Source organism: Sphingopyxis sp. MG (assembly GCF_002953155.1).
GTDB classification, from domain to species: Bacteria; Pseudomonadota; Alphaproteobacteria; order Sphingomonadales; family Sphingomonadaceae; genus Sphingopyxis; species Sphingopyxis granuli.
Genome location: NZ_CP026381.1, coordinates 1,719,022 through 1,732,658, shown reverse-complemented (window position 1 = coordinate 1,732,658; position 13,637 = coordinate 1,719,022). Strand labels below are relative to the sequence as shown.

The window sequence follows — 13,637 nt, the reverse complement described above, 5'->3', positions numbered from 1 at the left end:
CAATTGTCCCACAATGCGACGCGGGGTTCCAAGCCTCTTTCATGGCCGGTGGATTCACGCTAGCCGCTAAGAAAATGCTAACCAACGAAATGAGTGTGGGGCGGGTTCGACGTGACGGCTGACTCGATGATCGCGACCATATTGCGTCAGGCGCCGTCGAGCCGTCGGGCCGGCATCGCGGCCTGGCGTCAGCTCTCCGATATTCTCGCGCAGCGCGGCAATCAACTCCCCGAATCCGATGTGCGCCGCGCGCTCCATGCGCTTGCGGTGCTGCGGCCGCAGGTGCCGGAAAAGATTCGCCGCGACTGCGCGAAGGCGATCGCGCACCACGGCCGCTTCGCCCCCCTCGTCGCGCTCTACGCGCATGACGTTCCCGCCGTGTCCGCCGCGATGCTGCGCGGTGCGCGGCTGACCGAAGCCGACTGGCTGGCGCTGTTGCCGGCGACCGACGCGACCGCGCGGTCGATCCTGGCAGGGCGCACCGACCTGCCGCAGGCGGCGCGGCGGGCGCTCGCCGCGCTCGGCAGCGCATCGATGGCCCTGCCGCGGCCCGAGGGGGCCGTCGCCGAGTCCATTACCGTAATGCGCGAAACGGTGCCTGAGAATGCGCCGTCTTCCGAATCGCAGCCCGAATCCCGCGAAGAACCCGTCGTCAGCGTCGCGCCCAGCCAGATCAGCGAATTGGTGCGCCGGATCGACCGCTTTCAGGCGGCGCGTCATCAGGCGGCGCCGAAGCCCCCACGCACGCGCTTCCTGTTCGAGACCGGCCCCGACGGGCTGATCCATTGGGTCGACGGAGTCACGCGCGGCGCGGTGGTCGGGCTTTCGATTGCTGAGGCGGCCTTCGGCGGCGAACCCGGGACCGACGGCCTCGCCGCCGGGGCCTTTCGCCAGCGTGCCGAGATCGTCAATGCGCGCATGATGCTGGAAGGGACGCGCGAAGAGGCCGGCGAATGGCGCTTTTCGGCCTTGCCCTGGTTCGATCCGGCGACCGGCCAGTTCCGCGGCTATCGCGGCACCGCCCGCCGCCCACACCGCAACGAGACGCCCTATGGTGCGCCGGAATCGGATGGCGCGGGCGACTCGATCCGTCAGCTCATCCACGAATTGCGCAGCCCGCTCAACGCGATCTCGGGCTTTGCTCAGATCATCTCGGGGCAGATGTTCGGCCCGGTCAGCCAATCCTATCGCGCGATGGCCGACCAGATCGTCGCCGACTCCGCGGCGGTGCAGGCGATCATCGACGATCTCGAAGCCGCGGCGCGCGCCGGGCAGGCGCCGGCGCTGCCCGCACCGGGCGACATCGCCGACCTCAACAGCATTCTGGTTCAGGTCGAAAGCGATCTGGCCGCGTTGCTCGCGCAGCAGCGGGTCGAACTCAGCCTGTCGCGCGTCGGGCGCTCGTTCGCCGCGCGCGCCGTCGATGCGAATGCGCGCCGGATGATCGGGCGGCTGCTGACCGCGCTGGTCGATATATCGGGTCCAGGGGCCGCGCTCGTCGGCCAGCTTGTTGCGGAAGCGGCGCCCGGCGACATGGTGCAGTTGCGTGTCGTGCGCCCCGCCGCGATCCGGTTCGCCTCCGCGGCCGAGCTTCTCGATCCCGGCTTCAGCCCCGAAGGCGAGGCGCCGGGCGCGGCGATCCTCAGCCTCGGCTTCTCGATGCGGCTGGTCGACAGCCTCGCACACGGCGCGGGCGGACGTCTCGAGATCGGAGACAATGCCTTGACCTTGCACCTGCCGTCGGCCAACCCGTTGCACGAAGCCGATCGCGCCGCTCCGGGGGGAGAGTGATCGGGCCTTCGATCGACGCGCGTTGAAGGGGAGAGGGGCGTTTGCAGCGGACGGCGGATTTGCTGGCCTATCCGGCCGCAAAGGATCGCATCGACCTGGCGGAAGGCGACCATCCCGTCTTCTGGGTCACGATAGATACCGAGGAGGATTTCGACTGGGGCGCGCCCTTCGCGCGAACCGGTTATCGCCTCGATTCGGTGCCGGCGCTCGCCGATTGTCAGCGCTATTTCGAGCGCGCCGGCGTCTGTCCCATCTATCTGGTCGACTGGCCGATCGTCGCCGACGACCGCGCGCTCGCGATCCTCGGCCCGGCGCAGGCCGCGGGGCACTGCGACATCGGCGCCCAGCTTCACCCATGGGTGACGCCGCCGCACGACGAAGAGGTGAACGAGCGTAACAGCTACACCGGCAATCTCCCACTCGCGCTCCAGCGCGCCAAGATGACGGCGCTGCGCGACGCGATCCGTGATCGCTTCGGCACCGCGCCGACGGTCTATCGCGCCGGGCGCTACGGCCTGGGGGGTGAGACCGCGACCATGCTGGCCGAACTGGGTTTCCGGTGCGACACGTCGGTGCGATCCGCCTTCGACTATCGGGCGGGGCAGGGACCCGATTATCGCAAGGCGCCGCTGCACCCCTGGCGGCTGGAGACGCCGGCAGGCCCGCTCGTCGAGGTGCCGGTGACGACGGTGTTCGCGGGACTGCTGGGCCGCGCCGGACCCGCGCTCTATCGCGGCGCCGCCCGCGTGGGGCGTCGCGCCGGGGCGGGGCTGGCCCGGCTCGGCCTCGTCGAGCGGATCGCCCTGACGCCCGAAGGCATTCCCGCCGACCGCGCGTGCCGGGCGATCGACGTCGCGATCGCGCGGCGCCTGCCCATTCTGACCTTCTCCTTCCATTCGCCATCGCTCCAGCCGGGCAACACGCCGTATGTCCGCACCGATCGCGATCTGGCGAATTTCTATCGCTGGTGGGACGTCGTCCTTGCGCACCTCGACCGCCGCGGCGTGCGCCCCGCTGGCACCGCCGACATATTGGCGCGATGCGCGCGATGAGCGATGCCGCTTGCCAAGCGCGCGGCGGCTCCGCTATCGCGCGCTGATCCCCTCGGGGGCCTGTAGCTCAATGGTTAGAGCTGGCCGCTCATAACGGCTAGGTTGCGGGTTCGAGTCCTGCCGGGCCCACCATTTCCCTTGCAAATTGCAACCCATGGCGCTCCATAGAAGCCTCGACAGCATGGGGAGGGGATCATGGCGCGACGCCGCACGATTTTTCTGGGCGGCCTTGCCGTCGTCGCCGTCGTGGCAGGCGCCGTGGCGGTCCGCACTGCGACCTTCGCGCCAAAGGATATCGCCGACGGCAGCGATGTCCGGCTCGCTGCGGTCCCGTCCTACGACCTCGACGCGGCGGTCGCGCATCTGAGCGCCGCGGCGCAGATTCCGACGATTTCGCATCAGGACCCGGCCGATAATGACGTCGCGCAATGGGATCGGCTGCATACGTGGCTCGCCGCGACCTATCCCGCGGTTCATGGTGCGATGACGCGCACGGTGCTGCCCAACCGGACGCTCATCTATCACTGGCCGGGCAGCGACGCGGCGCTCGCGCCGATCATCGTCATGGCGCATCAGGACGTGGTGCCGGTGACCCCCGGGACCGAGGGCGAGTGGAAATACCCGCCCTTTTCGGGCCAGATCGCCGAACAGGCGGTCTGGGGCCGCGGGACGGTCGACGACAAGGGATCGCTGATCGGGCTGTTCGAGGCGCTCGAGGCGCTGGCGAACGCAGGCTTCCAGCCAAAGCGCGGCATCTATCTCGTTTCGGGGCATGACGAGGAAGCGGGCGGATCGGGTGCGATCGCCGCGGCCGCGAAGCTCAAGGCCGACGGGGTGAAGGCGATCTTCACGATCGACGAAGGCAGCCTCGTCCTCACCGATACGCCCGTCATCAACGGCCCGGCGATCATGATCGGCATCGCCGAAAAGGGCTATGCGACGCTCAAGGTCACGGCGAACGCGCCGGGCGGGCACAGCTCGATGCCCCCGACCGAAACCGGGGTCCAGACGCTTGCCCAGGCGATCCTCGACATCAGCGGCGATCCATTCCCCTACGAAGTCCGGGGTCCGGGCGCGTCGATGCTCGAGGCGCTGGCTGCGGCAAAGGGCGGTACGACCCGGATGGCGGTCGCCAATCAATGGCTTTTTGGCCCGCTGCTCAAGCGCCAGATCGCGGCCGTCCCGTCGACCGCTGCTGCCTTCCACACCACCATTGCCCCGACGATGCTGGAGGGCAGCCCGAAGGAGAATGTTCTGCCGCAGACCGCCTCCGCGCTGATCAACTATCGCATCGCGCCGTGGAACCGCTCGGCCGACATCATGGCGCGCGCCAAATCAGCGGTGGGCGACGCGAAGGTCGAACTGAGCTGGGTCAAGCCGCCGCGCGAACCGTCGCGCGTGTCGTCGACCAATTCGCAGGGATGGAAATGGATCGCCGCCGCCGCGCGCGCCGACGCACCGGGCGCCGTGCTCTCGCCGATCCTCGTCGTCGCGGGCACCGACAGCCGCAGCATGGAACCGGTGTCGGAAGACGTCTACCGCTTCATGCCGATGCATTTCTCGCTGAAGGAATCGGCGATGATCCACGGCACCAACGAACATATGCGCGTCGACAGCTTCAAGCGGATGATCGACTTCTACGCGCGGCTCGTCGCGACCGCGGCGGGATAGACTCGCGCGCCCGGCGCGGCTAAGGCGCGGGGCCGGTCGGGGAGTAGCGCAGCCCGGTAGCGCGCCTGCTTTGGGAGCAGGATGTCGCAGGTTCGAATCCTGTCTCCCCGACCAATTCTCTCCCAGATGCTGCCTGTCCTTCTGGACGCCTTCCTGTTTTCGCCGTCCCGGCGCGCAGCCGTGGCGTGCTTGCGACGGGGTGCGGAACATCGGCGCCCCGCATCCGTTGCTTGGAAAGGTGGCGGTGCCGCCAGCCATGCGTCGCCGCTTCCTCCCCCCGAAAAAGGAGAAGGAGCCATGGCCGACACTATCGAAAGAAACGAAACCGACCGCCTGATCGCGTCCGACAAGGTCGAGGGCACGACGGTCTACAACCCGCAGGACGAGCGGCTCGGGACGATCCGGAATGTGATGATCGACAAGCGCTCGGGCAAGAGCGAATATGCCGTTCTCGAATTCGGCGGCCTCTTCGGCCTCGGCAGCGATCATTACCCCATTCCGTGGGAGATGCTGACCTACGACACCGACAAGGGCGGTTATGTCGTCAACCTGACCAAGGACCAGGTCGAAGGGGCGCCGCGCTATCGCAGCGAGGAAACGCCGGAATACAACGATACCTACGGCCGTACCGTCTATGAATATTACGGCCTCGGCTATCCGATGCTCTGACGATGGCGCATCCGACCGAACCCCTGCATCGGGCGCGGGATGTGCGCGGCGGCGAGATTATCCTGCGGACCCGGCGCCGCCGCCTGATCTTCGCGGCGGGGCTGGCGGCCTTCGTGCTGGTCGCGCTGGTCGCCGCGATCCTCGCTCCGCATTGACCGGCCCGCTTTGTGCCAAAGAAAAAGGCGGCCTTCCCATCGGGAAGACCGCCTCTTTTCTTTCGGTCGATGCCCCGAAGGGCTGCGACTTACTTCTTCTCTTCGGCCGGAGCAGCAGCGGCGTCGGCGGCCGGAGCAGCAGCGGCGGTCGCAGCGTCGGCGCCAGCGGCAGCAGCGTCGGCACCGGCAGCGGCGGCTTCCGCACCGGCGGCGGCAGCGTCGGCGCCTTCGGCGGTCGCGGCAGCGCCGTCTTCGGCAACCGCGTCAGCGGCCGGAGCTTCGGTGGTGGCGGCGTCGTCAGCGGCCTTCTCACCGCAAGCGGCGAGGGCGAACATGCTGGCAGCAACGGCGATAGCAGCAAACTTCTTCATGATGTGTGGGCTCCCTAAAATGCCTTTCCGCGCTGGGGAAACTTTCCCTTCCCGCGAGCCGCGGGATTTAGTCTTTCCGTACCAATCGTCAACAAAAATAATTGAGATGGGACGAAGCGGCAGAAAAGGTTCACTTTACCGTAACAATCACGGCAGCTCGGTATCGCTGCTTTCGGCGAGACTCGCGACGGTCGCGGTCCAGACGGCGACATTCTGGCGAAGCTGGACCGGATCGACCTTGTCGAGCGTGTCGTCGGGTGTGTGGTGCCAGTCGAAATAGCGGGTACCGTCCTGCTGCAGGTCGATCGCCGGAACACCCGCCGCGACCAGCGCGCCGATGTCGGCGCCGCCACCGGCCCGGTCGCGGCCGCGCGTCACCCCCAGCGGCGCCAGCGCGGCGGCGATGCGGTCGGCGAGCGGCTTCGCGCTGTCGGGCAGGCCGAAATCGACGCGCCAGATGCGGTCGGCGCCGAAGTCGGATTCCAGCGCGACCGCATGGCGCTCCTCGCCGTGCGCATCGAAATAGGCCTGGCCGCCGAAGGCGCCGACTTCCTCGGCCCCCGCCCACAGCAGGCGGATCGTCCGGCGCGGCTGGCCTGCCGCCATCACGTGGCGCGCCGCAGCGGTGATGATGCCGCATCCCGCCGCGTCGTCGATCGCGCCGGTCGCGAGGTCCCAGCTGTCGAGGTGGCAGGCGAGGATCACCGGGCTGGCGTGCGGGTCGCTGCCCGGCACCTCGGCGATGACGTTGCCCGATTTCTGCCGCCCCAGGTCGCGCGGCGTGAGGAGCAGCTTCATGCGCAGCGCTGCCGGCGCCGCGGCACCGGCCTTGATGCGCCGGAGCTGGCCGACGAGCAGGTCGGCGTCGGGGTTCGAGATCGCACCGGCGGGGATCGGCTTCACCCCATCGTCGAAATTGGTGACGCCGGCATGCGGATTGCGATGGTTGTCGGTCCCGATCGAGCGGATGACGATCGCGCGCGCGCCCTTCTTCGCCGCGACGTTCGGCCCCTGAAAGCGCCCGCGGCCGTAATAGCCATAGCCGCTGCCGTCCTGCGTCGGCTTCATCTGATTGTCGATGAAGACGATCTTGCCCTTCACCGCGGCGTCGGGCGCCGCCTGCAACGCGTCGAAGCCGGCGAAGTAAACGACATCCCCCTCGAAACCGGCGGCGCCGGTCGAACCGCTGTTGCCGAGCGCGGTGATCGCGAGGCTTTGCGGCAGGAAGGGGGCGGTCAGCCAGGCCTTCTCCTCGCCGCGCACCCAGGTCCGCATGTCATAGGTCTCTTCGCGCACATTGGCGAAGCCCATCGCCTTCAGCCGCGCGACCGCCCAGCGCCGCGCCGCGGCCTCGCGTTCGGTGCCGGCGGGGCGCGGACCGATTTCGGTCGTCAGGTCGGCGGTGATCGACCAGGCCGGGTCCTCGCCGTGCAGCGCGAGATCGAGCGCGCCCGGCGCCGCGGGCTGGAGAGCGGGCGCCGGGGCGGCGGAGAGGGTGGCGACAAGGGCGGCGAGGCCTGCAGCGCAGGCGGATACGGGGCGTTTTGGCATGGCCTGTTCCTAACCGCCGCCTCGGGGCGGGAGCAAGCGCCGATTGCCAATCCGCCGCCCATTCGCTAACCGGCCCCCGACTTCCTTTCCCCTCCCGGCCGCAACCAGCGGCCCAGCCAGTTTCGGAGCGTTTCGATGGCCGCCCAATATAGTTTCGTGATGAAGGGTCTGACCAAGACCTATCCCGGTGCGCAGAAGCCGGTGCTCAACGGCATCCACTTGCAATTCTATTCGGATGCGAAGATCGGCATCGTCGGCCCCAACGGCACCGGCAAGTCGACGCTGATGAAGATCATGGCGGGCATCGACACCGATTTCACCGGCGAGGCGTGGCCGGGCGAGGGGATCACCCTCGGCTATCTGGCGCAGGAGCCCGAGCTCGATCCGGCGAAGACGGTGAAGGAAAACGTCATGGACGGCGTCCGCCCGGTCGCCGACATGATGGACCGCTTCAACGAGATCAGCACGCTGATGGCCGACCCGCCCGAGGATGCCGATTTCGACGCGCTGATGACCGAGATGGGCGAGCTTCAGGAAAAGATCGACGCGGTCGACGGCTGGACGCTCGACAACCAGCTCGAAATCGCGATGGAGGCCCTGCGCTGCCCGCCGGGCGATTCGAGCGTCGCAAATCTGTCGGGCGGTGAAAAGCGCCGGATCGCGCTGACCCGCCTGCTGCTCGAAAAGCCATCGATCCTGCTGCTCGACGAGCCGACCAACCACCTCGACGCCGAAAGCGTCGCCTGGCTCGAAAAGCATCTCGTCGACTATCCGGGCAACGTCATCCTCGTCACCCACGACCGCTATTTCCTCGACAATGTCGTGAACTGGATTCTCGAACTCGATCGCGGCCGCTATTTCCCCTACGAGGGCAATTATTCGACCTATCTCGAGAAGAAGGCGAAGCGCCTCGAACAGGAATCGCGCGAGGAAGCCGGCCGCCAGAAGGCGATCCGCGACGAACTCGAATGGATCCGGCAGTCGCCGAAGGCGCGCCAGGCCAAGTCGAAGGCGCGTATCAAAAGCTTCGACCAGCTCGTCGAGGCGCAGGAAAATCGCGCCCCCGGCAAGGCGCAGATCGTCATCCAGGTGCCCGAGCGCCTCGGCGGCAAGGTGATCGAGGTCGAAGGCATCTCGAAGGCCTTCGGCGACAAGCTGCTGTTCGAGGACCTGTCCTTCACGCTGCCGCCCGGCGGCATCGTCGGCGTCATCGGTCCGAACGGCGCCGGCAAGTCGACGCTGTTCAAGCTGATCACCGGGCAGGAAACGCCCGACAGCGGCCGCATCACGATCGGCGATACCGTGCGCCTCGGCTATGTCGACCAGAGCCGCGACGCGCTCGACCCGAACAAGAATGTCTGGGAGGAAATCTCGGGCGGGCACGAGTTGATGACGATCGGCAAGCACCAGATGCAGACGCGCGCCTATGTCGGCGCCTTCAACTTCAAGGGCACCGACCAGCAGAAGAAGGTCGGCATGCTGTCGGGCGGTGAGCGCAACCGCGTCCACCTGGCCAAGATGCTGAAGGAGGGCGGCAACGTCCTGCTGCTCGACGAACCGACCAACGACCTCGACACCGAAACGCTCGCGGCGCTCGAAGAGGCGCTGGAGAATTTCGCCGGCTGCGCAGTGGTCATCAGCCACGACCGCTTCTTCCTCGACCGTCTCGCGACGCATATCCTGGCCTTTGAGGGCGACAGCCACGTCGAATGGTTCGAAGGCAATTTCGAGGCCTATGAGGAGGACAAGATCCGCCGCCTCGGCGACGAGGCGACGCGGCCGACGCGCGTCGCCTACAAGAAGCTGACGCGCTGACCGGCATGATGGGGGAACCGGCATGAAAGGGGAAGCGGCGTCCGCCGCAGAGCCGATTTCGTCGCACGCGATCCGCATGGACGCGGCGGCGCTCAACGCCTTCATGGCGGAGGCTTTCCCGCATTCGCGCCCCGGTTCGCGCGGACATGTCGTGTCCGTCGCGCCGGGGCATGTGCAGGCGCGGCTCGATCCCAATGAACAGGCGTTGCGTCCGGGCGGGCTGGTGTCCGGCCCGACCCAGATGGGGCTCGCCGACATGGCCGCCTATGCGCTCGTCCTCGCGCATATCGGCCCCGTCGCGATGGCGGTGACGAGCGCGCTCAACTATCAGTTCCTGCGCCCGTGCCGCCCCGGCCCGGTGATGGCCGACGCGCACATGCTGCGGCTCGGCAAGCGGCTGGCGGTCATGGACGTGCGATTGTGGACCGACGATCCCGAACGGCCGATCGGGCAGGCGAACGTGACCTACGCGATTCCGTGAGCAGCGGGAACGCCGCGACAAACGGCTTTCCTACATTGCTCCGCCATGCCAGCATGATGATGACTTTACATCGACCCCCTTGCGTCATTGCGAGCGAAGCGAAGCAATCTCCAGCTATCGTCCTGCGATCCCGATAGCCGGAGATTGCTTCGTCGCTACGCTCCTCGCAATGACGGGGCGGATCGATCCGATATCCTCAAGATCTCTAATCCACCGCCGCAACCGGCACCGGGCTGAACTCCCCGGTCGCTTCGTCGAGCAGGTGGAGGATGCCGTCGCTGACCGCGAACAGCGCGCCGCGCAGCTTCAGCGTGCCGCGCTCCTCCTTCTGGCTGATGCAGGGGAAGGTGCGCAGATTGTCGAGACTGACCTTCACCGCCGAAAATTCCATGTCGCGCCGCGCGCCGTTGCTGTGCAGATCGTCGTGGCGCGCGCGCACCGCCGCGCTCGCCTCGTCGAGCATCGAGATCCAGTCGGCGATGAAGCCGCCATGCCCGGGCTCGGTGCCTTCCATCGTCCGGTGCAGCGCGGCATGGCAGCCGCCGCAAAGCCCGTGGCCGAGAACGACGATCTCCTCGACATGCAATATCTGGACGGCGAATTCGAGCGCGGAGGACACGCCGTGGCGGCCCGGCGTGGTTTCGAAGGGCGGCACGAGCGCGCCGACGTTGCGGACGACGAAAATCTCGCCAGGGTGGGTGTCGAAGATCTGCGCGGGTTCGACCCGGCTGTCCGAACAGGCGATCACCATCACCTTGGGCGATTGCCCCTCGGCCAGCTGCTCCCATCGCTCTCGTTGCTCTTTCCACCCTGTAGCGCGGAACCGGGCATAGCCATCGAGCAAATCGGCAAAGTGAGTCATGGGCGCGCCTTAAACCGAAGATGCGGAGTTGAGAAGAGCGGGCCACGCGATTATGTGAGCGCGATGACCGCACCCGCACAGCCCGCCCGCCCTTCGACCCTGCGCCCGCGCAAGCCCGACTGGATTCGCGTCAAGGCGCCGACCAGCCCCGGCTATGCCGAGACGCGGCGCCTGATGCGCGACCTCAACCTCAATACGGTGTGCGAGGAAGCGGCCTGTCCGAACATCGGCGAATGCTGGACGAAAAAGCACGCGACGGTGATGATCCTCGGCGACACCTGCACGCGCGCCTGCGCCTTCTGCAACGTCAAGACCGGCATGCCGCGCGCGGTCGATCCGTTCGAGCCCGAACATGTCGCGATCGCCGCGGCGAAGATGGGGCTGACGCACATCGTCATCACCTCGGTCGACCGCGACGACCTGCCCGATGGCGGCGCGAGCCAGTTCGTCAAGGTGATCGAGGCGCTGCGCCGCGAAACGCCGACGACGACGATCGAGATTCTCACCCCCGATTTCCGCAACAAGCCCGACAGCGCGGTCGCGGCGATCGTCGACGCGCGTCCTGACGTCTACAACCACAATCTCGAAACCGTCCCGCGGCTTTACCCGACGATCCGCCCCGGCGCGCGCTATTACGCCTCGCTGCGCCTGCTCGAAAGCGTCAAGCGCCGCGACCCGTCGATCTTCACCAAGTCGGGCGTCATGCTCGGCCTCGGCGAGGAAAGGATGGAGGTTCATCAGGTGATGGACGACATGCGCAGCGCCGATATCGACTTCATGACGATGGGCCAGTATCTTCAGCCGACCCCGCGCCATACGAAGGTGATCGACTTCGTGACGCCGCAGGCGTTCGACGCCTATGCCCAGATCGCCCGCGCCAAGGGGTTCCTCCAGGTCGCCTCGTCGCCGCTCACCAGGTCGAGCTATCACGCCGGCGACGATTTCGAGCGCATGCGTGCGGCGCGCGAGGCGCAGCTGGCGCGTGCGGCCGCCGACTGACCTTGCCCCGGCACCACGAAACCCGCGAACTGCCCTACAGCGCCGAACAGATGTTCGCGCTCGTCACCGATATCGCGCGTTACCCCGAATTTCTGCCATGGGTCGTCGCCCTGCGCGTACGCAGTCAGGACGAGCACGCGGCGCTCGCCGACATGATCGTCGGCTTCAAGGGGCTGCGCGAGAGTTTTTCGTGCCGGGTCGAAAAGCATCGGCCGACCCATGTCGCGGTCCATTATATCGACGGACCGATGCGCCATCTCGACAATGAATGGCATTTCGCGCCGCTCGACGGCGGCGGCTGTCGCGTCGATTTCCTCGTCGATTTCTCGTTCCGCAACCGCGTCTTCGAAACGCTGGCGGGACAGATGTTCGACAAGGCGCTGCGCCGCATGATCGCGGCGTTCGAGGACCGCGCGGCGGTCCTTTACGGCGCGGGAAGCTCGATGTCGTCGGACGACGGTCGCAGCGAGTCCTTCTCGGGCTGAAGCAGGTCGAGCGCGAACAGCGTCGCCGCGTGGCGGATCGCGGCGCGTTCGGTCGACTGGAAACGCACGACCTGCGAGAAATAGTCGTCGGGGTCCTGCCCGCGCAGCGCGCGCGCGAACACGACCTGTCCGACCGGCTTCTTCTCCGACCCGCCGCCGGGGCCCGCGATGCCGGTGATTGCCACCGCGACGTCAGCGTCGCTATTGGCGAGCGCGCCCGCCGCCATCGCCCACGCGGTCGCGAGCGACACCTCGCCGAAGGTTTCGAGGATTTCGCTGCTGACGTCGAGCTGGCGCTGCTTGGCATCGCCCGAATAGGTGATGAAGCCCGCGGAGAACACGTCGCTGCTCCCCGCGATATCGGTCAGCGCCGCGCACACCATGCCGCCGGTGCAGCTTTCGGCGACCGCGACCCGGCGCTCCGCCGCGCGATTGGCGGCCAGAACCGACGCGGCGACCTCTTCACGCGCGACTCGGCGCGTTTCATCGACAGGCTGCAAGATCAATTCTCCGGAAGTTGTAACGTAGCGACGGCCTGCGCGGCGATCCCCTCTCGGCGGCCCGCAAAACCCAGCCGCTCGGTCGTTGTCGCCTTCACACTAACGCGATCGGGCGAAACCGCAAGGATTTCCGCGATCCGTTCGCGCATCGCGGCGCGGTGCGGGCCGATCCGCGGCGCCTCGGCGATGATCGTCAGGTCGGCGTGCGACACCCGGCCGCCGCGCGCCGCGACGCGCTCGGCGGCAAAGGCCAGGAAGCGCGACGAGGCGGCTCCGCGCCATTGCGGGTCGCTCGGCGGGAAATGATCGCCGATGTCGCCTTCGCCCAGCGCGCCGAAGATGGCATCGGTGAGCGCGTGGAGCGCGACGTCGGCATCGCTGTGCCCTTCGAGCCCGTGGCTGTGCGCGATTTCGATGCCGCCGATCCACAGTGGCTTGCCCGCCGTCAGCCGGTGCACGTCATACCCCATTCCGACCGCGGTCCGCATACGCCCCTCCGTTTCCAGCAGCCCCGACAGGATCGTCAGATCGGCGGCATAGGTCAGCTTGTGCAGCCGCGCATCGCCCTCGACCGTTGCAACGCGGAGCCCGAGCCGCCGTACGAGTTGCGCATCGTCGGTCGCGTCGTTCGCCGCCGCGGCGACATGCGCGCGGCGCAGGGTGCCGAGCCGAAAGGCCTGCGGTGTCTGGACCCGGGCGAGCGCGCTGCGGTCGACGGTCGCGCCCGCTTCGCTCCCGCCATGTTCGACCAGCGTGTCGGGGACCGGCAGCGTCGGGATCGCGGCTTCGGCCGTATCGAGCGCGGTCAGCAGCCGGTCGATCACGCCGGCCTCGACCCCCGGCCGCGCCGCGTCATGGACCAGCAGCGGCGTCTCGTCGGGCTCGTCCGCCAGCGCCGCCAGCGCGTTCGCGACCGAATCCTGCCGTTCGGCGCCCGGCGCGGCGATCGTCCAGCCGCGGGGCAGGTCGCCCGCCGCTGCGGCGACGGCACCGCTCGCCACCAGCACGCCCTCCGCTATGGCCGGATGTGCGGCGAAGGCGTCGAGGCTCCAGCGTAGCACCGGCTTGCCGCCCAGCGTCTGCATCTGCTTCGGCTGGTCGAATCCGGCGCGGGCGCCCTGGCCGCCGGCCAGCAGGATCGCGACGGCGCGCGGCGCGGGAAGGGGAGCCGACTCGGTCATGACGCGCGCCGGTTAGCGCAGCCGCCGCTTGCGGGAAAGCCGCTAAGCGTGTAG

14 protein-coding genes and 2 tRNA genes are annotated in these 13,637 nt (G+C 67.8%); 11 read left to right on the top strand and 5 right to left on the bottom strand.

Annotated elements, in window-relative coordinates; genetic code table 11:
- The first annotated feature begins 111 nt into the window (after positions 1 to 111).
- From C3E99_RS08005 to C3E99_RS07975, 7 genes are all read left to right on the top strand, one after another.
- On the top strand, positions 112 to 1,791 hold the full coding sequence (locus C3E99_RS08005; RefSeq protein WP_234002645.1) for a histidine kinase dimerization/phospho-acceptor domain-containing protein: 1,680 nt from the start codon (positions 112 to 114) through the stop codon (positions 1,789 to 1,791).
- A gap of 59 nt (positions 1,792 to 1,850) precedes the next feature.
- A complete protein-coding gene (locus tag C3E99_RS08000; RefSeq protein ID WP_234002644.1) occupies positions 1,851 to 2,843 on the top strand; it encodes a polysaccharide deacetylase family protein in 993 nt (330 codons plus the stop codon).
- A 56-nt stretch (positions 2,844 to 2,899) separates the two neighbouring features.
- Positions 2,900 to 2,975 (top strand) — tRNA-Ile (locus tag C3E99_RS07995).
- Positions 2,976 to 3,038: 63 nt separating this feature from the next.
- Complete coding sequence (locus C3E99_RS07990; protein WP_076075327.1) at positions 3,039 to 4,514, top strand: M20 family peptidase; 1,476 nt, start codon at positions 3,039 to 3,041, stop codon at positions 4,512 to 4,514.
- 37 nt (positions 4,515 to 4,551) lie between these two features.
- Positions 4,552 to 4,628, top strand: a tRNA-Pro gene (locus tag C3E99_RS07985).
- 183 nt (positions 4,629 to 4,811) lie between these two features.
- A complete protein-coding gene (locus C3E99_RS07980; RefSeq protein ID WP_067106618.1) occupies positions 4,812 to 5,183 on the top strand; it encodes a PRC-barrel domain-containing protein in 372 nt (123 codons plus the stop codon).
- Positions 5,184 to 5,185: 2 nt separating this feature from the next.
- Positions 5,186 to 5,338, top strand: coding sequence for a peptide ABC transporter permease (locus tag C3E99_RS07975; protein WP_104959666.1), 153 nt, complete (start codon positions 5,186 to 5,188; stop codon positions 5,336 to 5,338).
- A gap of 89 nt (positions 5,339 to 5,427) precedes the next feature.
- Here the strand turns inward: C3E99_RS07975 and C3E99_RS07970 are convergent, their stop codons facing one another.
- Together C3E99_RS07970 and C3E99_RS07965 are read right to left on the bottom strand one after the other, a co-directional pair.
- A complete protein-coding gene (locus C3E99_RS07970) occupies positions 5,428 to 5,709 on the bottom strand; it encodes a hypothetical protein (RefSeq protein WP_076075329.1) in 282 nt (93 codons plus the stop codon).
- Between the two features lie 147 nt (positions 5,710 to 5,856).
- The gene (locus C3E99_RS07965) at positions 5,857 to 7,260 is read right to left on the bottom strand and encodes a M28 family peptidase (RefSeq protein WP_076075332.1); all 1,404 of its coding nucleotides are present in this window, start codon (positions 7,258 to 7,260) and stop codon (positions 5,857 to 5,859) included.
- A gap of 135 nt (positions 7,261 to 7,395) precedes the next feature.
- On the opposite strand from C3E99_RS07965, the gene ettA reads away from it, so the two are divergent.
- Both ettA and C3E99_RS07955 read left to right on the top strand, forming a co-directional pair.
- Entirely contained in the window at positions 7,396 to 9,075 is a 1,680-nt protein-coding gene (gene ettA, locus C3E99_RS07960; protein WP_076075335.1) for an energy-dependent translational throttle protein EttA, read from the top strand.
- 22 nt (positions 9,076 to 9,097) lie between these two features.
- Positions 9,098 to 9,556 (top strand): PaaI family thioesterase, encoded by a 459-nt coding sequence (locus C3E99_RS07955; protein ID WP_076075337.1) that lies wholly within the window; start codon positions 9,098 to 9,100, stop codon positions 9,554 to 9,556.
- Between the two features lie 205 nt (positions 9,557 to 9,761).
- Here the strand turns inward: C3E99_RS07955 and C3E99_RS07950 are convergent, their stop codons facing one another.
- Positions 9,762 to 10,418: a carbonic anhydrase gene (locus C3E99_RS07950; RefSeq protein ID WP_104959665.1), complete on the bottom strand. Its 657-nt coding sequence runs from the start codon at positions 10,416 to 10,418 to the stop codon at positions 9,762 to 9,764.
- Between the two features lie 63 nt (positions 10,419 to 10,481).
- On the opposite strand from C3E99_RS07950, the gene lipA reads away from it, so the two are divergent.
- Both lipA and C3E99_RS07940 read left to right on the top strand, forming a co-directional pair.
- Positions 10,482 to 11,417, top strand: coding sequence for a lipoyl synthase (lipA, locus tag C3E99_RS07945; protein ID WP_104960347.1), 936 nt, complete (start codon positions 10,482 to 10,484; stop codon positions 11,415 to 11,417).
- A gap of 2 nt (positions 11,418 to 11,419) precedes the next feature.
- On the top strand, positions 11,420 to 11,902 hold the full coding sequence (locus tag C3E99_RS07940; RefSeq protein WP_067106609.1) for a type II toxin-antitoxin system RatA family toxin: 483 nt from the start codon (positions 11,420 to 11,422) through the stop codon (positions 11,900 to 11,902).
- Here C3E99_RS07940 and C3E99_RS07935 read toward each other — a convergent pair.
- Together C3E99_RS07935 and C3E99_RS07930 are read right to left on the bottom strand one after the other, a co-directional pair.
- Positions 11,842 to 12,402: a CinA family protein gene (locus C3E99_RS07935; protein ID WP_067106607.1), complete on the bottom strand. Its 561-nt coding sequence runs from the start codon at positions 12,400 to 12,402 to the stop codon at positions 11,842 to 11,844. The genes C3E99_RS07940 and C3E99_RS07935 overlap by 61 nt on opposite strands.
- Before the next feature lie 2 nt (positions 12,403 to 12,404).
- Positions 12,405 to 13,583 carry a bifunctional 2-C-methyl-D-erythritol 4-phosphate cytidylyltransferase/2-C-methyl-D-erythritol 2,4-cyclodiphosphate synthase gene (locus C3E99_RS07930; RefSeq protein WP_067106606.1) on the bottom strand — a complete coding sequence of 393 codons (1,179 nt, stop codon included), beginning with the start codon at positions 13,581 to 13,583 and terminating at the stop codon, positions 12,405 to 12,407.
- Between the last annotated feature and the right edge of the window lie 54 nt (positions 13,584 to 13,637).

Coding starts and splice junctions, on each gene's coding strand:
- C3E99_RS07990 (WP_076075327.1), top strand. CDS start 3,039: ATGGCGCGACGCCGCACGATTTTTCTGGGCGGCCTTGCCGTCGTCGCC.
- C3E99_RS07980 (WP_067106618.1), top strand. CDS start 4,812: ATGGCCGACACTATCGAAAGAAACGAAACCGACCGCCTGATCGCGTCC.
- C3E99_RS07975 (WP_104959666.1), top strand. CDS start 5,186: ATGGCGCATCCGACCGAACCCCTGCATCGGGCGCGGGATGTGCGCGGC.
- C3E99_RS07970 (WP_076075329.1), bottom strand. CDS start 5,709: ATGAAGAAGTTTGCTGCTATCGCCGTTGCTGCCAGCATGTTCGCCCTC.
- C3E99_RS07965 (WP_076075332.1), bottom strand. CDS start 7,260: ATGCCAAAACGCCCCGTATCCGCCTGCGCTGCAGGCCTCGCCGCCCTT.
- ettA (WP_076075335.1), top strand. CDS start 7,396: ATGGCCGCCCAATATAGTTTCGTGATGAAGGGTCTGACCAAGACCTAT.
- C3E99_RS07955 (WP_076075337.1), top strand. CDS start 9,098: ATGAAAGGGGAAGCGGCGTCCGCCGCAGAGCCGATTTCGTCGCACGCG.
- C3E99_RS07950 (WP_104959665.1), bottom strand. CDS start 10,418: ATGACTCACTTTGCCGATTTGCTCGATGGCTATGCCCGGTTCCGCGCT.
- lipA (WP_104960347.1), top strand. CDS start 10,482: ATGACCGCACCCGCACAGCCCGCCCGCCCTTCGACCCTGCGCCCGCGC.
- C3E99_RS07930 (WP_067106606.1), bottom strand. CDS start 13,583: ATGACCGAGTCGGCTCCCCTTCCCGCGCCGCGCGCCGTCGCGATCCTG.